Source organism: Sphingobacteriales bacterium, from assembly GCA_016711285.1.
In the GTDB taxonomy this organism is placed as follows: Bacteria; Bacteroidota; Bacteroidia; order Chitinophagales; family UBA2359; genus JADJTG01.
Window position 1 is genome coordinate 1 of sequence record JADJTG010000011.1, and the last position, 21,081, is coordinate 21,081.

Annotated in this window: 25 protein-coding genes and 5 pseudogenes; 15 read left to right on the forward strand and 15 right to left on the reverse strand. The window is 40.7% G+C overall.

Annotated features, from left to right (window positions below; translation table 11 throughout):
* The 11 genes and pseudogenes from IPL35_06975 to IPL35_07025 form a co-directional block, all read right to left on the reverse strand.
* Positions 1 to 153 (reverse strand): DUF11 domain-containing protein (locus tag IPL35_06975; protein MBK8443162.1); only part of this gene is annotated, 153 nt, incomplete at its 3' end.
* Positions 154 to 170: 17 nt separating this feature from the next.
* Positions 171 to 503: a DUF11 domain-containing protein gene (locus IPL35_06980; protein MBK8443163.1), complete on the reverse strand. Its 333-nt coding sequence runs from the start codon at positions 501 to 503 to the stop codon at positions 171 to 173.
* Positions 478 to 1,137, reverse strand: coding sequence for a DUF11 domain-containing protein (locus IPL35_06985; GenBank protein ID MBK8443164.1), 660 nt, complete (start codon positions 1,135 to 1,137; stop codon positions 478 to 480). Before IPL35_06985 ends, IPL35_06980 begins: the two co-directional genes overlap by 26 nt.
* 28 nt (positions 1,138 to 1,165) lie before the next feature.
* Entirely contained in the window at positions 1,166 to 1,252 is an 87-nt protein-coding gene (locus tag IPL35_06990; protein ID MBK8443165.1) for a hypothetical protein, read from the reverse strand.
* A 349-nt stretch (positions 1,253 to 1,601) separates the two neighbouring features.
* The gene (locus tag IPL35_06995) at positions 1,602 to 2,339 is read right to left on the reverse strand and encodes a SprB repeat-containing protein (protein ID MBK8443166.1); all 738 of its coding nucleotides are present in this window, start codon (positions 2,337 to 2,339) and stop codon (positions 1,602 to 1,604) included.
* Between the two features lie 4 nt (positions 2,340 to 2,343).
* On the reverse strand, positions 2,344 to 3,054 hold the full coding sequence (locus tag IPL35_07000) for a SprB repeat-containing protein (GenBank protein MBK8443167.1): 711 nt from the start codon (positions 3,052 to 3,054) through the stop codon (positions 2,344 to 2,346).
* Positions 3,055 to 3,105: 51 nt separating this feature from the next.
* Positions 3,106 to 3,207 (reverse strand): annotated as a pseudogene (locus tag IPL35_07005) (SprB repeat-containing protein).
* Positions 3,208 to 3,215: 8 nt separating this feature from the next.
* A complete protein-coding gene (locus IPL35_07010; protein MBK8443168.1) occupies positions 3,216 to 3,827 on the reverse strand; it encodes a SprB repeat-containing protein in 612 nt (203 codons plus the stop codon).
* On the reverse strand, positions 3,797 to 4,837 hold the full coding sequence (locus IPL35_07015; GenBank protein MBK8443169.1) for a SprB repeat-containing protein: 1,041 nt from the start codon (positions 4,835 to 4,837) through the stop codon (positions 3,797 to 3,799). The genes IPL35_07010 and IPL35_07015 overlap by 31 nt, the downstream gene beginning before the upstream one ends.
* 332 nt (positions 4,838 to 5,169) lie before the next feature.
* Positions 5,170 to 6,393 (reverse strand): hypothetical protein, encoded by a 1,224-nt coding sequence (locus IPL35_07020; GenBank protein MBK8443170.1) that lies wholly within the window; start codon positions 6,391 to 6,393, stop codon positions 5,170 to 5,172.
* Positions 6,394 to 6,845: 452 nt separating this feature from the next.
* Positions 6,846 to 8,384 carry a 2,3-bisphosphoglycerate-independent phosphoglycerate mutase gene (locus tag IPL35_07025; protein ID MBK8443171.1) on the reverse strand — a complete coding sequence of 513 codons (1,539 nt, stop codon included), beginning with the start codon at positions 8,382 to 8,384 and terminating at the stop codon, positions 6,846 to 6,848.
* 213 nt (positions 8,385 to 8,597) lie between these two features.
* Between IPL35_07025 and IPL35_07030 the strand changes: the two genes are divergently transcribed.
* Genes IPL35_07030 through IPL35_07040 form a run of 3 tightly spaced genes read left to right on the forward strand, consistent with a single transcriptional unit; the run spans position 8,598 to position 10,937 of the window.
* Positions 8,598 to 9,080 (forward strand): hypothetical protein, encoded by a 483-nt coding sequence (locus IPL35_07030; protein MBK8443172.1) that lies wholly within the window; start codon positions 8,598 to 8,600, stop codon positions 9,078 to 9,080.
* An 8-nt stretch (positions 9,081 to 9,088) separates the two neighbouring features.
* A complete protein-coding gene (locus IPL35_07035; protein MBK8443173.1) occupies positions 9,089 to 9,850 on the forward strand; it encodes a nucleotidyltransferase domain-containing protein in 762 nt (253 codons plus the stop codon).
* A gap of 1 nt (position 9,851) precedes the next feature.
* Positions 9,852 to 10,937, forward strand: a complete 1,086-nt coding sequence (locus IPL35_07040) for a nucleotidyltransferase domain-containing protein (GenBank protein ID MBK8443174.1) — start codon at positions 9,852 to 9,854, stop codon at positions 10,935 to 10,937.
* A 97-nt stretch (positions 10,938 to 11,034) separates the two neighbouring features.
* On the opposite strand, the pseudogene IPL35_07045 reads toward IPL35_07040, so the two are convergent.
* The 3 pseudogenes from IPL35_07045 to IPL35_07055 all read right to left on the reverse strand — a co-directional run bounded on the left by IPL35_07045 (position 11,035) and on the right by IPL35_07055 (position 15,309).
* Positions 11,035 to 12,809 (reverse strand): annotated as a pseudogene (locus tag IPL35_07045) (DNA translocase FtsK).
* A gap of 174 nt (positions 12,810 to 12,983) precedes the next feature.
* Positions 12,984 to 13,565: pseudogene (locus tag IPL35_07050) on the reverse strand (DNA translocase FtsK 4TM domain-containing protein).
* Positions 13,566 to 13,782: 217 nt separating this feature from the next.
* Positions 13,783 to 15,309 (reverse strand): annotated as a pseudogene (locus tag IPL35_07055) (S1 RNA-binding domain-containing protein).
* A gap of 483 nt (positions 15,310 to 15,792) precedes the next feature.
* Here IPL35_07055 and IPL35_07060 point away from each other — a divergent pair.
* The 11 genes from IPL35_07060 (at position 15,793) to IPL35_07110 (ending at position 19,392) form a co-directional block, all read left to right on the forward strand.
* Positions 15,793 to 15,939, forward strand: a complete 147-nt coding sequence (locus IPL35_07060) for a hypothetical protein (protein ID MBK8443175.1) — start codon at positions 15,793 to 15,795, stop codon at positions 15,937 to 15,939.
* Positions 15,940 to 15,975: 36 nt separating this feature from the next.
* Entirely contained in the window at positions 15,976 to 16,167 is a 192-nt protein-coding gene (locus IPL35_07065; GenBank protein ID MBK8443176.1) for a hypothetical protein, read from the forward strand.
* A gap of 8 nt (positions 16,168 to 16,175) precedes the next feature.
* The gene (locus IPL35_07070) at positions 16,176 to 16,316 is read left to right on the forward strand and encodes a hypothetical protein (GenBank protein ID MBK8443177.1); all 141 of its coding nucleotides are present in this window, start codon (positions 16,176 to 16,178) and stop codon (positions 16,314 to 16,316) included.
* The gene (locus IPL35_07075; GenBank protein MBK8443178.1) at positions 16,282 to 16,617 is read left to right on the forward strand and encodes a hypothetical protein; all 336 of its coding nucleotides are present in this window, start codon (positions 16,282 to 16,284) and stop codon (positions 16,615 to 16,617) included. Before IPL35_07070 ends, IPL35_07075 begins: the two co-directional genes overlap by 35 nt.
* 91 nt (positions 16,618 to 16,708) lie before the next feature.
* On the forward strand, positions 16,709 to 16,867 hold the full coding sequence (locus IPL35_07080; protein ID MBK8443179.1) for a hypothetical protein: 159 nt from the start codon (positions 16,709 to 16,711) through the stop codon (positions 16,865 to 16,867).
* 12 nt (positions 16,868 to 16,879) lie between these two features.
* Positions 16,880 to 17,113 carry a hypothetical protein gene (locus IPL35_07085; GenBank protein MBK8443180.1) on the forward strand — a complete coding sequence of 78 codons (234 nt, stop codon included), beginning with the start codon at positions 16,880 to 16,882 and terminating at the stop codon, positions 17,111 to 17,113.
* Positions 17,114 to 17,603: 490 nt separating this feature from the next.
* A complete protein-coding gene (locus IPL35_07090; GenBank protein MBK8443181.1) occupies positions 17,604 to 17,801 on the forward strand; it encodes a hypothetical protein in 198 nt (65 codons plus the stop codon).
* A gap of 312 nt (positions 17,802 to 18,113) precedes the next feature.
* Positions 18,114 to 18,341 (forward strand): hypothetical protein, encoded by a 228-nt coding sequence (locus IPL35_07095; GenBank protein ID MBK8443182.1) that lies wholly within the window; start codon positions 18,114 to 18,116, stop codon positions 18,339 to 18,341.
* A gap of 350 nt (positions 18,342 to 18,691) precedes the next feature.
* Positions 18,692 to 18,856, forward strand: coding sequence for a hypothetical protein (locus tag IPL35_07100; GenBank protein MBK8443183.1), 165 nt, complete (start codon positions 18,692 to 18,694; stop codon positions 18,854 to 18,856).
* Positions 18,853 to 19,041, forward strand: a complete 189-nt coding sequence (locus tag IPL35_07105; GenBank protein MBK8443184.1) for a hypothetical protein — start codon at positions 18,853 to 18,855, stop codon at positions 19,039 to 19,041. The genes IPL35_07100 and IPL35_07105 overlap by 4 nt, the downstream gene beginning before the upstream one ends.
* Before the next feature lie 153 nt (positions 19,042 to 19,194).
* Positions 19,195 to 19,392 (forward strand): hypothetical protein, encoded by a 198-nt coding sequence (locus tag IPL35_07110; GenBank protein MBK8443185.1) that lies wholly within the window; start codon positions 19,195 to 19,197, stop codon positions 19,390 to 19,392.
* A gap of 355 nt (positions 19,393 to 19,747) precedes the next feature.
* Here the strand turns inward: IPL35_07110 and IPL35_07115 are convergent, their stop codons facing one another.
* Positions 19,748 to 20,023 (reverse strand): hypothetical protein, encoded by a 276-nt coding sequence (locus IPL35_07115; protein ID MBK8443186.1) that lies wholly within the window; start codon positions 20,021 to 20,023, stop codon positions 19,748 to 19,750.
* 254 nt (positions 20,024 to 20,277) lie between these two features.
* Between IPL35_07115 and IPL35_07120 the strand changes: the two are divergent.
* Positions 20,278 to 20,868, forward strand: a pseudogene (locus IPL35_07120) (DUF1572 family protein).
* Positions 20,869 to 21,081: the final 213 nt, after the last annotated feature.

Genomic DNA, 21,081 nt, shown 5'->3' on the forward strand with positions numbered 1-21,081 from the left:
GTCAAGTACTGTAACTCCGGTAGCATTGGCACCACCGTTATTTTCTAAAATAGTAAAACGAACGGTATCACCTAAGTTTACTATTGACTTATCTACTACTTTATCCAATTCCAATGGCGGCGATACCACCAATAATAACTTGGTCGTCATCATCTTCGGTATTGCTATCGTTATTGGGTTTCTGAGTCTGTGTCCGGTTGGTCGGAGTTGGTAATTTCGGCATAGTTTACGATACCGTCAGCTTCTACCAACATTTTTACAGTGATGTTCAATGTTTTAGATTCTCCTACGGCTACGTTTCCAACTGTCCAAATGCCTGTAGTAGCATTGTAAGTACCGTCAGCACTTACATATTGTACTTCGGCAGGTAATTGGTCGGTTACTTCCACGCCTGTTGCAGCGGAAGGACCATCGTTGGTCACTACCAAAGTATAAACAAAGTTTTCGCCAACACCTACGGTTGTTGCATTTACCGATTTATCCAATGATAAGTCGGCGAGCACCTTCTACCGGAACGGCATCTTCGTCATCTTCACTTTGGTCACCATTGTCGTTATTAGGAGTTGAGTCAATATCCGGTTCGTTAGCTGTTGCTACTTGTGCTACATTTTTAAACGAACCAGCTTCCAATACTTTTACTTTTACGGTTAAAGTAGCTTCGCCGTTCACAGCTAAATCGCCGATTGTCCAAATACCTGTATTAATATTGTAAGCACCAATAGAAGCTGTAGAAGAAACATATTGAACTTCGCTTGGCAAATTATCCAATATGCTTACGCCGGTAGCATCAGAAGGACCTTCATTGCTTACAGTAATTTGTGTAATCAAAGTATCTCCTACATTTACTACAGTAGCATTTGCAGTTTTGGTTAATTCCAAATCAATTTGTTTGGCTTGCAAAGGTGCATCATCCTGGTCGTCTTCAGTAGGCACGTCATTGCCCGGAGTAGAATCTTCATCTTCTTGATCTACGGTTTCTACTTGTGCAATATTGATAATATTACCTGCTTGAAGCACCAAAGCTGTAATTTCCAAAGTAACTGTTTTTCCGGCATTTAAATCGCCTACATTCCAAGTGCTGCCACTGAATGTACCTTGCGTAGCATCGGAAGATACATATTGCAATTGAGCAGGCAATTGGTCTGATACAGTTACACCGGTAGCATCAGAAGGACCTTGGTTTGGTAAGTGTGATAGTATAAGTTACTTCATCACCTACTCCCACTACCGATTGATTTACATCTTTTGCAATTCTAAATCAACAATACCTACCTTGTTAATGGATAATCATCTTCATCATCTTCTGCAGGAGCATCACCTAAGTTGCCTCCAGAGTCAATATCTGTTTGATCCATTTCACTTACTTCCGGCTTTGTTGTAAATATCACCTTCGGCAATTACTGTTACGGTAATTGTAAGTGTTTTGGTTTGATTTACTGCCAAATTACCTACATTCCATTCGCCCGTTGCCGGAGGAATATGCCGCTACCGAAGATACAAATTGTACTTTGTGAAGGCAACACATCGCTTACACTACTCCGTAGCCAAACTAGGACCTTTTTTTACAACACTTAAGGTGTAAGTATAAGTATCTCCGATTTTCACTGAAGAACCGCAGGAACGCTGGCTGTTTTGGTGAGTTCCACATCTACGTTACAGTCTTCTACGGTAAACATTGCACCATTCACCAACAGTGCGGCACAAATATCGCCGCCGCCTTGTAACAACTGGCTGTTTACTGAACTGATAGTTGTAGAGTTGGGTATAATACTTCCTATATTAAAGGTAGTAGATTGATACACCAAAGTGTGGATTTGGTAGTCGCCGGGAGCTAAACCGGGACCAAATTGAGGAATAGCACTCACTGCCAATACAACTCCATCTTTAGAAAGCAGATAGGCTGCTTGATAACCTACAGGAATTGTAGGAGGAGTAGCTGTAATGGCTGTCAGCTTATCTTCGGAACAAATTTGCCCGTCAGCCGGTTCTTGTGCTATCAATGAGCCCGCAGTAGGCGATACGCCCGGCTCTATCTGCAAATTGATAGTTTCTTTACAGCCTTTGCTGTCAGTAACTTCTACAATATAAAAACCGGGTTTTAAGTTGGTGGCATTTGCGCCTTGTGCAACTGTTTGCCCGTTTAATTTCCAAAGAATGGTATAAGTAGGTGAGCCGCCACTTACTTCCACTGAAGCAGTACCATCATTTTCGCCATAACAAGTTTCGTGAGTTACACCGGTGATGATAATATCAATAGGAGTGGTAGGCATCAATGTTTTTCCTGTTACTGCAACACAATCATTTGCATCTTTTACAGTAACAGCATAAGAACCTGCCAATAAATTAGAAATAGTAGAAGTATAGAGCAGTAGATTTTACTTCGCTCACACCATTGCTCCATGTAAATGTATATGGAGGTGTACTACCCGTAGCAGTAGCCGTAATAGAACCACCTTGATTGAGGCAATTTACTTCCGTTACTATTTGTGCCGTAACACTTGGAGAAGCGGGTCCGGCTACATTGATACCTTCTACTGTACCGCTACAACCCTGGGAAGAAGTAACCGTAACGCTATAAGTACCGCCGGCTAAGTTTTCAAATACGGCACTTGCACCGGTAGTTGCAGTAATATTACCCGGATTTAATACATAAGTATAATTACCTGGGGCACCTGCCAATACAGTAATTGTTCCATTATTTTTATCACAATCAGCGGGTTCTACTTGTACAATAGGAGAGACTTCCAAACCCGGACCTATTTCTACGGTAGCAGTTCCTTTACAACCTTCGCTGTCGGTAACAACTACCGTATAAAAACCGTCTGCCAAGCCGCTTACATTAGTGCCTGTTTTTACGGTGGTTCCGTTGAGTTTCCATTCTATGGTAGCATAAGTGCCGCTGCCGCCGCTAATCAATACAGAAGCAGTACCGTCATTTGCTCCGGCACATACCTCGTCTGTTTTAGAAGCGATAGTAACGACTACCGGTGTTTTTTCATCTAAATTATAAGCCCCTTCCACTTCACAACCTGCTGCATCTACAACGGTGAGCAAATAAGTACCCGGAGTTAAATTATTGATGGTGGAAGCACCAGAGATAGTTTCTGTTTTTCCGGTACTCCAAGTATAGGTGTATGGAGATAAACCACCGCTTACAGTGGCTGTGATGCTGCCATTTTTATTTTCGCAATTTACGGGTGTACTTTGGAATACTACTACAGGTTGGTCTGGTCCGAAACAATAATATTAGAAATTGTTTCAGAACAAGAACCGACAGTTGAAGTTACTTCAATGGTATAAGTACCACCCGCCAGTTGTTCGAAAGTATAAGAAGAACCGCTTGTAGCTGTAACATTACCTGGGTTTAAGGTGTAGGTATAAGTACCTGCGCTACCTACTGAAATAGTAATAGAGCCATTATTTTTACCACACTCTGCATCATCAATATCTAATGAAGGTGCTAAAATAATACCTTGACCTATTTCTACTTCGGCATAGCCCTTACAACCTTTGCTGTCGGTTACAGTAACAGTATAAAAACCATCTGCCAAACCGGTTACACTTGCGCCTGTTTTTACTACCGTGCCGCCCAAAGACCATTGGATAGTATAGGCAGGTGTGCCGCCGGTAGCAGTTACAGTAGCTGCACCGTCATTACTACCATCACAACTTTCGTCAGTCTTTGCAATTACATTTACTACAATAGGAGAAGGTGCATTTATAGTATAATATGCTTCTGCTGTACAACTATTTGCATCAGTTACAGTCAAAAGATAAGTGCCTTCGCCTACGTTTGTCAAAGTTTGTGTGGTAGCACCGGTCTCCACAAATAGGTATAAGGTGATTTACCTCCTGAAGCAGCAGCCGTTAATGTAACGCCACCCTCACCATCACAAGTAACATTTCCGGTAGGGGCTATAGATACTGTAGGGGCTAAAGGATCTGTCAAAGTATAAGTAGCATCATCTTCACAACCTTTAGAGTCTTTTACCGTAACAGTATAAGTACCTGCTGCTACACCTGAAATAGAAGCTGTCGTAGCTCCTGTACTCCACATATATGTATAAGGAGCCGTACCGCCTGTTGCCGTAGCAGTCAATTGAGCATTACCTGCTCCATTACAACCCGGAGTACCAGTGGCACTAATTGCAGCTGTAGGTGCATTAGCGGGAGCTAATGTATAGGTTACTTCATCTTCACAACCTTTAGAGTCTTTTACCGTAACGGTATAAGTGCCTGCCGCGGTAACAGTGATAGCTGCCGTTGTAGCTCCCGTACTCCACATATATGTATATGGAGCAGAGCCACCTGTAGCAGAAGCCGTTAAAGTTGCACCGCCAGTGCCAGGTTGGCAACTTGCCGAACCTGTAGCAGAAATACTTGCTGTTGGCGGATTAGGAGTTCCTACCGTATAAGTTGCTTCATCTTCGCAACCTTTAGAGTCTTTTACTGTAACAGTATAAGTACCTGCTGCTACACTACTAATACTTTGTGTAGTGGCTCCGGTACTCCATAAATAAGTATAGGGTGCTGTACCGCTTGTTACATTGGCTGTTAAAGTGGCACCACCAGTGCCACCTGTACAACTTGCCGATCCAGAAGCTGCAATGGTTACAGTAGGTGCGGAAGGAATACTTATGCTATAAGTAGCCGTTCCAGTACAGCCTTCGGCATCTGTAACCGTAACTGTATAAGTACCTGAACCTACACTGATACTTGCCCCTGTTGCACCATTACTCCAAGAGTAAGTTACCGGAGGAGTACCGCCATTGATGGTTGCTGTTAGTGTAATATTAGAGCCGCCGCAAGTAGGTGTTCCCGAAGGAACAATGGTCACTTGTGGGCTGGTACCTCCACCAACTATGATATTAGGAATCGTTTGAATACAACCATTAATAGCACCTGCTTTACCGGTTACTTTTACTGAATAAGTACCCGGACAAAGTTGTTCAAAACTTTCAGGTGGATTATAGGTAGCATTAATTTTAGCTACTGGTGCTGTGGCAGTACCATTATTAAAAATTCAAAGTACCATTGATTTTGTCCGTTGATTATGCATCAGGTGCATCTAATACTACTTCTCCGTTACATTGTCCGCAAGAAGCATCTATAACAGAATAAAACACCTCACAGCTACAGCCGGTTGGTGCATTCAAAGTAAACGTATAACTATTTTTTTTCACAACCATTTGCATCTTGGACATATACTGAATATGTACCTGCCGAAAGGTTAGTGGCTGTGTAAGATGTATTTGCTGTGCCACTGGCTACAGTAGTTGTGCCTTTTTTAATAATAAAATCATAAGGACTTACACCACCCGAAGCAGTAATAACCGACGAACCTCCGTTGGGACTTTCGCAAGTAGGTTGTGTTTGGCTCGAAGAAATGGTAATAGTTGGACAAGGTACTTGGCAAATAACCTCTCTACAACCAAATGCTAGACCTTTGGATAACTCATTTGAGATTTGTAAATAATTGCTATTCACACAGGTATTTCTATCTACTTTGATAACCTCAGCTCCAGCATAAGAGGTAACATACAAATTGTCATCAGGACCAATGGCAATATCCCAGAGGCTGTTTGTATTTACTGCACATTGTTTAAGTATTTCACCGGTAGCACTATAATGTATGATATAGTCCTGATCCCCGCTTAGATTATTACGAACAGCCCAAAAAGTACCGTCATTTTGCATGGCAATACCGAGAAATCCGACAGGATATGTACCTGCAGTAGTTGATAATCCTATTGTGGAAATAACTTGACAATTATCCGGATTTATTACCAATATACCTGTAGTTCCAGCATAACGCCAACCATAAGAAACATAAAGGTATCCATTTATAGGTGACTCTGCTATCCCCCATACGCCTGAACCTTGCGTATAAGCGTTCAGGTCACAGGTATTTAGAAGTGTCGCAGACAGGGCATCATAAACATGTATGCTAGAATAAGATGCCACATAAAGTGTTTGATAATCTGTGGACAAACTTATATCCAATAGCCCTCCATCAATGGGAAATACATCAACCAATTGTTGTGTAGTACCATCCCACACCTCAACAGTTTGATTGTCATTATTTCCAATATAAATCCTTTTGGAATTAGGATCTACTGCAATACCTTCGCCCCCCCCCAAATCGGGTCCAATACATTGATTGAACAATTGCTGGGTAGGATCGGCATAATCATACAGAGTGGTATTCGGATTAGCATTTAATTCGGATACCAACAATACGAATTCATTACAATTATCAGGAAGTTCCTGTGCTTGTAATGAGCCATGCATACTAAGCCCGCCTAGCAACAACAACAGGCTCAATAGCCGCCTGATTGAGTGCTGCCATAGGAAAGCAGACTTTTTGGTTAAGTAATAAATTTTTTCTCTCATTGTACTTTGATTATTAGTAATTAAATAATTTATTTTTAAATAATTTATCGTCTAAATTCATACTTGAGTAGTATGCGAAATGCACCTATCACCAAGCAAAATTAGAACGTGCATTTCTTAAATAATAGGCACTATGTGACTATTATTATATATACTACACATTCTATATTTTTAATATTGATTATTAAGCATTTATACACACATTTAATATGATAAAAAATAAAATGTATAAAATAATATACACCAATCATGTCTTATTCTATAACTTTTAATAGACTGTTTTATTTAAATGAGGTCACTCAAAAACATTTCATTTAATGACATCTAATGTCTAAATATTTAACACATTAAATATTAAATAAAAACAAACAGTATTTAATATATTTACATATATAAAACAAAAAGCACCTACTTTTGGGTGCAAAGGAAAATATTGGAAACCATCCGTAAATTTATTCGTCGAACAAGGAGATGCCGCTCATTTCGGCGGGTATGGGTATTTGCATTAATTGGAGGATACTCGGGGCGATGTCGGCAAGTACACCATTTTTGAGGCGCGGGTGAAATTTATTATCTACAAAAAACACAGGAACCGGATTTTTGGTATGTGCCGTATTGGGGGTATCGTCTTCGTTTTTCATTAAATCGGCATTGCCGTGGTCAGCGATAATAAAAACTGAATATTGAAGCGATAAGGCTTTCTCTACTACTTGTCGGGCACAGGCATCTACACTTTCAACCGCCTTTACAACGGCACTCCATACGCCGGTATGCCCGACCATATCGGCGTTGGCAAAATTGATACACACAAAATTTGGTTTGTTGTGGTCTAAATAATTACACACTTGCTCGGTTACTTCGTACACGCTCATCTCCGGTTGCAGGTCGTAGGTGGCTACTTTGGGCGATGCCACCAAAATGCGGTCTTCGCCTTTAAAGGGCATTTCGCGCCCACCTGAAAAGAAAAAAGTAACATGCGGATATTTTTCGGTTTCGGCAACTCGCAACTGTGTTTTTTGATGTTGTTCCAATACTTCGCCCAAAGTGTTGGTCAGGTTTTTCTCTTCCAGTACAACCTTTACATTTTTAAAAGTTTTATCGTACTCTGTCATCGTCACATAATACAAATCCAGAGGCTGCATACCGTATTCTTCAAAAGGCATTTGTGTGAGGCATTGTGTGATTTCACGGCAACGGTCGGTGCGAAAATTAAAACACAACACTGCATCGCCCTGTTGAATCGTAGTAAGCGGGCGGCGTGTTTCCTTATCTACACATACAATCGGCAACACAAACTCATCTGTAACTCCGGCACGATGCGACTCCTGCACCGCACGCACCGCACTCTCTGCCGGTGTGCCGATACCGTGTACCAGCAGATCATAGGCTTTCTTCACGCGCTCCCATCGTTTATCTCTGTCCATTGCGTAGTAACGTCCTATCACCGAAGCAATTTTGATGTTGGGATAAAATTGTATGTAATTCTGTATATCCTGCAAATATTCAGCTCCGCTGTGCGGGTCGGTGTCGCGCCCGTCCGTGAAGGCATGTATAAATATATTCTCTACTTCGTGCCGTACAAAGAAATCGCAAAGTGCTTTGAGATGGCTGCTGTGTGAATGTACGCCGCCTTCGGAAACCAAGCCCAACAGATGTACCGGCTTTTGTTGACTTTTGGCATATTGAACCAAATTTAGCAAAGTCTCCTCTTCAAAAAGGGAGCCGTCTTCTACGGCGCGGTTCAACTTCAACAAATCTTGCAGTACGGCACGCCCCGCCCCTATATTCAAATGACCTACTTCGGAGTTGCCCATTTGTCCAAAAGGCAAACCTACCGCTTCGCCATGTGTGGTGAGTTCGGCGTTGCTGTAGCTGTTGTACAAGCTGCTTACAAAAGGAGTATTGGCATTCGCAATGGCATCGGCACGGCGTGTTTTGCCGTGCCCCCAACCGTCTAAAATCAAAAGTAAAACTTTGTTATTGTAGTACATATATAATTATGGTAGCGTCGTTGTATGCAGCAATGAGAAAAACATAACAAAACTAATACACTCTCTCTGTATTTATTTCAGGCTGTAAAGGTAGCCATTTTATAGCTAAAAAAGATAGTTTTATTAGTGTTCATAAAATATGAATTTAAAAAAAAATATTTACACTTTTGCACTCTGTTTTATTTTATGATGAAAAATAAATTTATCCAAATTATGCTGTTGGTATTCCTTTCTGCCTGCCAACCCACTACTCCGCCACAAAATTCTGCTTCACCAACGGCAGAAGATAATGTAGAAGCTGGAGCGACCCACAATACCGCCACAGCAAAAGAAGATATTTCATTTGCGATAGCTAAAAATTATTTTGTCAAGCACTCCATTAGTCGGCTGGACAACCCCAAAATTGAAACTGCCGAACAGTTTCAAAGTATTTTCGGGGCGGCAACCACGATGGGCGAAGCAGGAAAACCCACCGATATTGATTTTTCTAAACAGTATGTGATTGCTGTTGTGCTGCCCGAAACCAACCTCAACACCACCATAGAAGCGGTTCGCCTGCAAAAAAACGAGCACAACGAAATTAATTTTTATTACCATATACAAAAGGGGGAGCCACAAACTTATACTATCAAGCCGGCTTTGGCTATTGTGGTGGATAAAAAAGCAGACGGAAAGGTGAATTTGTATGCCCAATAATGGATAAGATGAAAAATAAAATCATTGAAAAACTTCGCAACGTTGAAAAGGAATATAATATCCAAATTCTTTTAGCGTGTGAAACAGGTTCGCGTGCGTGGGGTTTTCCTTCGCCTGATAGCGATTATGATGTACGTTTTATTTATAAGCATCATAAAGATTGGTATTTAAGTTTGAGCGAAAAAAAAGACACAATTGAATTGATGTTTGATAATAATGAAATGGATTTATCGGGCTGGGACTTAAGAAAAACACTGAATTTGCTCTGGAAATCAAATGCTTCTTTATTAGAAAGAATTCAATCGCCTGTGGTTTACATTGAAAATCAAGCATTTTTGGAGGGAATAAAGAATTTAGCGACTACTTGTTATTCAAAAATTGCTACCATGCATCATTATTTGAGTATGGCGAAAAATATGTATGGCGAAGTACAGCAAAAAGAAGAAGTAAAACTGAAAAAACTTTTTTATGCTTTAAGAACCGCTACCGCCTGCGAATGGATTTTGGAAAAAGAAACGATGCCCCCGATAGCGTTTGGTATAATGTTGGAAAATTTGAATTTCTCAACACATTTTAAAGAAAAAATAAACGATTTGATTGCTTTAAAAGCCACTAAAAGCGAAACTTATCTTCATTTTCAGGAAAAAGAAATCAATCAATATATTGAAAAAATTATTTTAAAAGCAGAAAATGAAGCCAAAAGTTTACCCGCATCAAAAGGGCAAATTGAAGATTTGAATTCTTTTTTTGTAAAAACGCTTACGCCTTAAAATGACAATACAAGAATTAAAAGAAAAAGGGTTGATTATTTTGGAATGTATCAGCGGCAGCAAAGTATATGGATTGGATACGCCGACTTCTGATACAGATATAAAAGGCGTTTTTGTATTGCCAAAGTCGGATTTTTATGGATTGAACTACATAGAACAAGTAAATAATGAAACAAATGATATTGTTTATTACGAATTAGGACGATTTATGCAGTTGCTTTCTGTGAATAATCCTAATATTTTGGAGCTATTAAACACGCCTAAAGACGCTGTTCTTTACAGGCACCCAAGTTTAGACGAAATAGATAATTCACGCATTTTATCAAAACTTTGTAAAGATACTTTTGGAAAGTTCGCTTTATCTCAAATCAAAAAAGCAAAGGGGCTGAAGAAAAAAATCGTCAATCCGATGGAAAAAGAAAGAAAAAATATTCTTTCTTTTTGCTATGTCAGTTATCAACAAGGTTCTGTTTCATTGCAAAAATTTTTGGAACTAAAAAATTGGAAACAAGAGCATTGCGGCTTGATCAATATCTCAAATATGAAGGATATTTATGGCTTATTTTATAGCAAAATCGAAAATTTTAATGGTATTATCAAAAATGATGCTTCCAATGAAGTGTGTTTGAGTTCTATTCCAAAAGGCTCGCAACAAGAGGCTTTGATGTACTTTAACAGAGATGCTTATTCCTCCTATTGCAAAGATTATCGCGAATATTGGGATTGGGTCGAAAAACGAAACGAAGAAAGGTACAACAATACTCAACAACACGGCAAAAATTATGATGCTAAAAATATGATGCACGTTTTTCGCTTATTGGAAATGGCTTGCGAAATTGGCAGCCAACAGCAAATCAATGTAAGGCGACCCAACAGAGACTTTTTATTGGAAATAAAATCAGGGAAATACGAGTATGAAGAACTTTTGGCAATGGCAGAAGAACGACAGCAAAAAATGGAGCAAACTTTTGAAAATTCTACTTTGCGCCCCCTTCCCGATGTTCATTATATCAACACATTGGCTTATAACATCAGAAATTCTTGGTATCAAGAAATATCCGAAAAAGTTATAAAAAGTACGGTTTAATACTTATTGATATTTATAGCTTTTGTAAATCAATTTTATTCATTACTCCGTATTTGAAATTTGAATAACCTCCAGTTTAATTTAAATTTTTGTGCCGTCAGGAGGAAATTTTATTCAAAAACTGCTCCAAATCTATCAAATCTTTTATTAATACTTCGCGGGGTTTGCTGCCGAGATTGGGACCTACAACTCCGGCTGCCTCCAATTGATCCATCAAGCGTCCGGCACGGTTGTAGCCTAATTTCATTTTGCGTTGTATGAGCGAAGTAGAACCTATCTGTGCCGATACAATCAAGGCGGCGGCTTCATCAAAAAGGGCATCGCGCTCTTGCAGCAACAGCCCATCTTTACCGCCGCCGCTATCATCTGCGGCATATTCGGGCAACTCAAATGGCGCACCATAGCCCGTTTGCCGTGTGATATGGGCAATAATGCGCTCTACTTCGGGCGTATCTACAAAGGCACACTGCAAACGAATGGTATCGGCTCCTGCCAGCAGCAGCATATCGCCGCGACCGATCAACTGCTCTGCGCCGCTATCGTCCAAAATAGTGCGTGAATCAGTTTTTGAAGATACCCGAAAGGCAATACGCACCGGAAAGTTGGCTTTGATTGTTCCTGTGATGATGTTTACGGTAGGGCGTTGTGTGGCTATTACCAAATGAATACCCACCGCCCGCGCCAATTGCGCCAAGCGTGTGAGCGGCAATTCAATATCTTTGCCCGCCGTCATTATCAAATCTGCAAATTCATCAATCACCAATATAATATAGGGCAAATATTGATGTCCGTTTTCGGGATTGAGGCGGCGTTTGGTAAATTTAGCGTTGTATTCTTTTACATTGCGCACCGCCGCATTTTTTAGCAAATTGTAGCGGTTGTCCATTTCCACACACAGCGCATTGAGCGTATTGATAACCTTTTTGGTGTCGGTAATAATGCAATCTTCCTCGTTTGGCAGTGCCGCCAAATAATGATTTTTGATACTTTCGTAAATAGAAAGCTCCACCTTTTTGGGGTCAATCATTACAAATTTAATTTCGGAAGGGTGCTTTTTATACAGCAACGACAGCAATATTGCATTAATTCCCACCGATTTCCCTTGTCCGGTAGCACCTGCCATCAGTAAATGTGGCATTTTGGCGAGGTCAGAGATATAATCGCCGTGCGTGATGCTTGTTCCCAAAGCGATTGGCAAATCGTAATTGCAGTTTTGAAATGCTTCGGATTCAATGATACTCCGCAAAGACACCACTTCTTTGTGGTGGTTGGGTACTTCTATTCCGATAGTGCCTTTGCCTGGAATAGGGGCTATAATGCGAATCCCCAAAGCTGCCAAACGCAAAGCCATATCCGGCTCGTGGCTCTTGATACGGGCAATGCGCACCCCCGGAGCAGGTACAATTTCGTATAATGTAATGGTAGAGCCTACCGTTGCTTTTATCTTTGAATTTCAATAGAAAATTCGCTCAATGTTTTTACGATGAGGTTTTTATTTGCTTTCAGTTCCTCCTCGTTGATGCTCACTTCCTGCTGTCCGTAATCGTTGAGCAACTCCACCGCAGGAAACGTATAATAAGACAAATCTTCGCGCGGGTCATAGTCTTTCAGTAATTCTGGCGAAAACAAGGGTGTATCTGCCGTTTCTTTGCTGTCAGCGGCAGTTTTTGGCGGCGGTGTGGTATCGCTTTGCGGAGAAGATGGCGCAGGTTTGCGCGAAAATTCAATATCCAGCATCAAATCTTCGTGTAATGATTTGGGATTATTCTGCTGGTTTTGCTCTGCCAGTACGTCTATTAAATTTTTACCTCTGCTCTTTACCGCCTGCATATCTATTTCTTCGTTTACTACTGCCTTGGGTATTTGTGTCATTGTGTTATCTTCCACTCCTTCGGCGGCAATATCTGTTTCGGCAACCGATGTTGCAAGTTTTTCTTTTTTTGTAAATGTGGTGCTGTTGGCAGTAGCCGAAGTGTTTTTTTTCCCTGAAAAAAACACCTGAATAAACTGCTCATAAGTCTGTTGTATTACCCAATATACCTGCGCCAGAAATTCATCTAAACCGATACCAAAAAGGTACAAAAACAGAGCTACCAGCAGACAGATAAACAAAACCGGTGCACCCCAACCCAAAAAGCCGTAAATCGCCGAAGCCAAAATAGTGCCGAAGCCGCCGCCATACGGAAAATCGCTGCCTTTGGTGAAATGCCCCAATGCCAACGACAGAATTACCGCCATCAACACCACATTAAATGTATAGCGACGCAAAGGAATGTGCAAACGCGGAGCTACCAAATCTATCCCCGCCAGCAACAATAGAGCAGCAAGTGCAAAAGAGGAAACACCAAATAAGCGATAGAAAAATAAATGCGAAATTAAAGCTCCCAAACGCCCCAAACTGTTATATACAATATGTTCGCCACCCAACAGAAAATCAAAAGCCGATTGGTTCAAGATAGCACTTTGATCGTCTTTCCATGTAGAGAGGTAGGAAAAAAAAGCAATAAAAATACAGATTGCAACAAACACTATTCCTACGCCCATCAACTGATTAAACTGATGGTCGCTCATTTGCGGAAACAGTACCTCTTGTTGTTTCGGTTTTGACTTGGGTTTAGCGGCTGCCATAATATGTGTTAATAAAACAACAAAAATAGCCTAATTTTTTATACAGTTATAGAATTACTTAATTTTTTGGCACTTATTATTTCACTACAACGCAAAAAATTGAATAATAAGTTAAATTATAATCTTGTTTTTAAAGGTATTTATTTTTTTATAAAATTAAAAAAATCCCCTTGCTTTCGTACAAAAACAAGGGGATTTGGATATAGAAAACGATAGATTATTTATCCTTTTTTTCGTTGGCTTCCATTTTTTGTTTCAATTTCGCCAATACATCTAACTCGCCCAAAGTAGTTTTTTTCGTTGTCGGCGGACTGCGCGAAGTGGCTTCTTTTCTAGGGCTGCTTTGCGAGGGCTGCCTTTTTCTTCCGTTTTAGGGCGTTCTTTTTGAACAAGTCGCTGTGCGAAGCAATGATGCGTTTGTCGTCACGGTTAAACTCAATAATTACAAACTGCAAAGCTTCTTCAGCCTGTACGCTGCTGCCGTCTTCTTTTCGCAAATGTTTGGCAGGCACATACGCTTCTACACCATAGGGCAAAGCAATAACAGCACCTTTCTCGTCTTTGCGCATCACTGTACCGCTATGCTGCGAACCGATGGGGAACAAGGTTTCAAAAGTATCCCACGGATCTTCTTCTACTTGTTTGTGCCCGAGCGACATTTTGCGTCCTTCTTCATCAATATCCAATACAACTATCTCCAAATTATCGCCAACTTTTACAAATTCCGAAGGGTGATTGTAGCGTTTTGTCCACGAAAGGTCAGAAATATGCACCATACCGCCGATACCTTCTTCCAACTCTACAAATACGCCATAAGGAGTAATATTGCGCACGATACCGGTGGCGGCTGTTGGTTTGATATTTTTCTTTTTACATTCGTCCAGCGGTCGGGAGTGAGTTGTTTGATAGACAAAGACATTTTGCGCTCATCTCTATCCAAAGTAACCACTACGGCTTCGTACATTTCACCCAACTTGAAGTATTCTTTTGAATTGATAGGTTGGTTGCTCCAAGAAACCTCCGAAATGTGAATTAATCCTTCTACACCCAGGTAATTTCCAAGAAAGCTCCGTAGTTTCTATGTTCACAATACGACCTCTTACCTTGAATTGATAACCATACTTTTGTTCTAAAACGTCCTGGCGGGTAAGCTTGTAATTGTTTTAAGCCCAAAGAGATACGTTTTTTGTTGTCGTCATAATCCAATACCACCACATTACTTTTTTGTCCGTTTTCCAACACTTCGTTCGGGTGTGTGATACGTCCCCACGAAATATCGGTGATATACAACAAGCCGTCCACGCCGCCCAAATCAATGAATGCGCCGAAGTCGGTGATGTTTTTGATAGTGCCTTCCAACACCTGACCTTTTCGAGCTTGCCGATAATGTCTTTATGTTGCTGTTCCATATCGCCTTCAATGATGGCTTTATGTGAGAGTACGGCGTTTTTGATGATTTCGTTGATTTTTACCACCTTAAACTCCATCGTTTTGCCCAAGTGGAGCGCGGAATCAATCCGTCCGATTTAAAACCGATGTTCAATACCACATCATTAAGAGTAACGGACTCCACTACGCCATCTACGATTTCCTGATCGTTGATGTTTTTGAAAGTGCGGTCATATTGGTCGGTCAAACGCTCCACTTCCGAGGTGGTGTAAGGTAAACGTTGCAGGTTGCCGCCTTCCCAGTCAAAAGCATCGTGGGGGGTGTTTTTTAAACGTTCGCGCTCATCATCTAAAATGAGAATTTTTTCATCACTCCTCCCAACAATCCTAAAACAGATTCTTTGGGGGCTTTTTAATCGGTTCTTCTTCCCTGAACAGATTATCTTCTTGTGCCAACCCGCACTTTCATTGGTGATTTCGGGTTGCGGACTTACAGAATCACGGCTCTGCTCCGTTTCGTTAAATAATGGATTTTCTAATTCGCTCACGAGATTTTTTGCTTGTTTTTAAAATGTTATAAAATATGTTTAATAAAACAGGGTGCAAAGATAGCTTTTTTATCGACATATATGAAAAAAAACTTTTTTTAGTTTTGGGAGATATTGAATTTTCTTGACCAGTAAAAACCAAGAACTGAACCTGCCGAAGCCCCGAAATACAGTAATAAAAATGTCTTGTCATTTTTCTGTCATATTTAATGACGATATCAGTATGTTTCACTGCTTTGGATATACTTTTGTCTTATCTTTTTTATTCATCTAAAATACAAGTTGAAAATTATGAGAATTTTGTACGCCATTTTTCTTTTTCATTTTTTTCTTTTGCTGTATCAGCCCAGTTTGGAAGCACTTTGTACCGACGAAAATGGCGAACAGGGCAATGGCTTTGTGGTTGATTTTGCACCTTTGAAGGTAAGCTGTATGTAACCGATTTTACGGAGAGGTGCGGCGTGTCTGCCAACCATGGCGGTATGGAACGGCGAACAGTGGGAGCAGGTGGGCAGTGCGGGCTCGTCCACACCCAACACGCTATCAAAGTTATCAACAATCAAATTTATTGCGTCCTCTATGGCTCTAACACAGACTCCAATTATGTATCGCCTCAACAGCCAACTCAACGAATGGGAAAGTAGGGAAAAGGCTTTAGAAATTTAGGATCTTCAGTGCCTGCTACTCTCTACGATATAGCGGAGTTTCAGGGGCAACCGGGTGGCGGGCGATTTTACCAAATCGGCTCTCAAAGCGGCTACAACAATATCGCCTGCTGGAATGGCAGCGATTGGGAACCTTGGGCAGCGGTTTGACGGAATTTTACGCAGGTGTTCTCTCATTGCGCCACACGGCTTGTCTGTGTTTGAAGGAGATATTGTCGTAACGGGAGCTTTAAAAGCGGGCAGTGCAGTGCAACGGCATCGCACGCTGAACGGCACTGAATGGTTGCCTTCGGCGGTGGCTTTACAAACCCGCCTACAAAGCCACCGAATACAAAAACGAATTGTATGCCTGCGGGGAGTTTTTGACGAGTGGCGCATCATCCAACATTTCGGGCATTGCCAAATGGGACGACACACAGTGGGTAAACCCCGATTTTCATTATCCGGGTGAAGAAGTGCCTTATTTTTTTGTACATAGTTTAGATATTGTAAACAAACCAACTTATATCACGGATTCAGTCAAGTAAACACCGACTCCACGCATGTACCACGAGGCGTTTAATATTTGTGTGTTTGACGGCGTGAAAATATTGACACGCTCGGTGGTGGTTTTCCGCAATGCAGAGAGTGTCTGCGAATTTGATGGAAAAATTTTTGTCGGAGGCGGCAATTTAAATGATCTCTATAGCAGCAGAGTATAGTATATCAAAACATTGAAATACTTTTTAGCGGTTGAGCCTGCACCCGCAATTTCCGATGCCCCGCCCCCTCTTTCCAATCCGAGCAAAGATTTTATTTATATCCAAAAGCACAGCACCTACTTGAAGCACCGGGTTATTGCCGCTTTTCTGTATGATATCTCAGGAAAAATTGTACAAAACCTTACAAATACCGACTTGCAGCACGAATTTTTACAGGCGATCTTCAAAGCGGAATGTATTATTTAAAAGTGATGACAAACACAGCAAGTAAGCGTAGGTTATCATTTTTCAAAACGTAAAAAACGTGTTTTTTTCTGCCGCCAAAGCAACGTTTTTATTAATTTTACGTTTTTATCAGCAATTCATGCTCGCGTATCGCCCTTGCATCTTCCGACGCACATTGCCTTGAAACTGACAGACGAACAGCATCTTTAACAGCTTGCCTCCATCATGATCGGCCGCCCAAAAGCGGCTGTATGACGCATTTTATGGTAAGATGATGTGAGTGTGTTTGCGCTTATGCCGGGAAACCGCGAAGAAGCAGAAGATTTGTTGAGCGTGAGGGTTTCGTGAAGGTTTTAATAATTTACATCGCTACGAACCCTACTTATTCTTTGAGAGTTGATACGGCGTATTATGATTAACAATGCTATTGACACTTATCGGCGCAATAAAAATACCATGATGTGGAATTGGAGGCATATATGAGTCCCGAACAGGAAATATACACGCCAATTTGTCGGCTGAAGATATTTTGAAATTGGTACAAAAACTAAGTCCCGCTTATCGCGCTGTTTTCAACTTATACGCCATAGAAGGTTACAACCACCGCGAAATCGGCGAACTGTTGGGTATCAAAGAAGGAGCGTCCAAATCCAATTTGTCCAAAGCCCGCGCACGCTTACAGACTATGCCGCTCGAGTTGGAAATTTAATTTTAATATCAGATAGTTTTTTGTTCAAAAACTAAACCTAATGCTTTTTTCAAGTCATCTCTTTTTTAAAAACGATATATTTTTCTTGACTTTTTGTAAGTAACGATGAACGACCGACATTTTTTAGACGATTTTTTCAAACAAAACTTCTTATAGCACGAAGCACCTTGAAGAGGGAGCTTGGGATAAAATTGCGCAACGCTTAGATGAAAAATCCGTCTTTGCATCATTCAGTGGATACTTAAGTGCGCAAAAACCGTCGGGCTACGAAGCCCCTATCAAGAGCAATACTAGCACGGCATACGGCGGCAATTGAGTACCAAAATTATCGCTGTTACGCAGCGTGCAGCAGTGGCTGCTTTGTTGCTACTGCGTTTGAAAATAGGTTTTACTTATCAAAATACTATTTATCAGGAACAAAATATCGGCACTTTTCTGTTCCCTTCCTCTGCTACACCGCATAATAACGGCAATAACACTGCATCTGATAATATTGCAACGAAGCAAGATAACGCAACAACAGCAAATTGCCCCAAATAGCAGCACAATCATTTGTAAAAAACAGAGGCGGTAACTGTCAAGTGCCGCCCAGTCCTCAATGAACAGCAGCCGACAGCGAAATGAGTTTGCTGCAACCCGCTGCATCTGAAAAGCATTCTTCGTTGTCGCCTTCAGGGGCTCCCAGAAAGAATGAACATGAAGAAAACACACCCACAGCAAGCCCCTCATCACCAAAAAATACCCACACAGAAGAAAGTATCGCGTCTTATTTGGTCTTCGTCTGCTGCTGCGGTGCCGGAGATGACCAATAACCGCTGCCACAGCAAGTGAAGCAATAAATACTGTCGCCGTTTTGCAGAAATACCGCCCTTGTTTTCTGCTTTTGCCCTTTGACGACAATACCTCTGACAGCTACACTTTCGCCTTTTGTAAAGCCCGAATTGTTGCCGCGCCGCGCCGCCTCTAAATGGGAAGTAGGCGCAGATTTGGGGCTTTTAGGTAATTGGTCGGCACCCAAAACGGTTGTGCGCGAGCAGAAAAAGGCGGCGGTTTGAGTCACGACGAAATCCGCTACGGCACTACCGCCGGGTATGAGTGTTTGCTATCAGTTGACGAAGGGCTGGTCTGCAAAGGGATTGTATTATACCGAAAAATTATTACTTTGAAAATGTCAATACGCCTTACGCTATCCGAATGGCGAAGTAAAAATCCGTTGCGTATTAATTACAAACAGCCTTGAAATTCCGTTTTTAGTGCCTATAATTCTTGGTAAAATCGCTATTTTCAGCCGGAAATAGGCAGCGGGTGTTTCTTTATTTTCGCCTTTCAGAAGCGTATATCACTATGCCGTGCAGCCTTTCGAAGCTACGACCCTTCGGAGTTTGACAACAATATGCCCTTACTTTTGCAAGAAGACGGCGTTTCTATTGAATATTATGCCTTGCAAAAACACCGAGAACCTCCGTCGGACAACAGAACTTATATTGAAAAACCTGAAAAATTTATATCCGTAACGAAGTTCTTCATGCGGCTTGTTTTGGAATTGCGTGCCGGGGTATGGACAGTCATTTGTCGGAGCGTATGCGCCTGAGAGAGGGACATGGGTAGAAAAAAGAAGCCTCACGCAAGTTCCTTTTGATGTCGGTAGGCAAAACCAACCAAATCACACAAGCAACCGATGTTTCTATCGGCATCAACGACAAAGAGGTTTACAGTTTAGGTGAGCAATTTTCGCTCTTTGTATCGCCGTAAAAAAGAAATCTACTTAAAAATCTTTTTCGGTTCATAATAGCATCGTAAATCAAAGCGTACGGCGCGAATCGGAAACCGGAAAGGATTTTCAGCTTTTGCTATGTTTTTTTGTGAGTATTTTGAGTAAAAAGAAATTATATCTGTATTCGCCGTGTTTCTTCTTCCTTCAAACTCAAACTCAAGTCCCATTTCTTCTAAGGGTATTTCCCTCCTCCCGCATCACATTGGTTGTAGAGCAGTTCTTTTTCTTCTTTACACCTGAGCATATTTTTTTGTAAATGTGGTTCTAGGTTGAGTCGCCCTGCACTGTCGGGCGGGTTTGAGCAGAGAGCGACTTTCTTGTTGTGCTTCGCAAAACGCCCGTACTTAAGTGAATGATAGGTGATGATTAACGCAAGCGTAATGACGATTTTTAAGGCTTCCATATTCGCGCCGTCGGTGCTTTTTTGAAAATTATCCAAAATACGCATTTCAAATATCTTTTGCTCTTATTTTTTGAAAGAACAAGCCAAATCTCTTTTTGGCAGAAAAAGAATCTCATATAATTTTTATCAAAAACATTTGTATTTTTGAATATATACAAATAAATTTAGATATTCGTTGGTATATAAATAATATATATATAATTTTTCAAGAGCATTAAAAAAATCCAAATTTCAATCATGATAAAATATACAAAACAAAAATCAACAACACTAAAATAATATGAAAACGACTCCTTTAGGAGAGTGCAAAAAAACAATTTGAGTATTACAAATGCTCGAGAAAAACATTTGCTCAACTTTCAGACGAACAACTTTTGGAAATTTGTTCAAGAAAGTAATAGTATTGCAAACCATCGTAAAACATTTGTGGGGAAATATGCTTTCTCGCTGGACAGATTTTGACAACTGATGGAGAAAAGAATGAAGTAGACCGAGGATGCAGAATTTGATAATGATATTGCCGATAGGACTGAACTCTCAGCAAAATGGAATGAAGGTTGGGCTTGTTTGTTTGATGCAATAAATCCATTGACAGACAATGACTTGACAAAGAAGTTTTATACGAAATCAAGGACATACGATTACAGAAGCACAATAAACTGACAGTTTGCACATTATCCATATCATATCGGGCAAATTGTGTCTATCGGAAACGTTCCGTAATGATAATTGACTTCCCGCTTTCTATTCCAAAAGGAAACTCAAAAGAACATAACACTGATAAATTTTCACAACCAAAAAGCACAAAACAACATTTTACAGACGAATATATAAACAAAAGTAACTGCCGCCGACAAAGCATTGCCAAAGCGGAGTTGTTTATGATTTAAAAAATTTAGTGTGTATTAAAAAGTGCTATTTCTGGCTAAAATATAATTTAATAGCTTGAACCTCCTCATCTCTGGCAGAATATTTTAAATAAATCATCTAAAACCATAAAGTGGCTTGTTTTTCTCTATGTTTGCAGCCATAAACCCAAATAATTCAAAACGTGAAACTTCGCCAAGAGCAGATATAGGTTTTAATGCGGTGCGCCTCCTGAT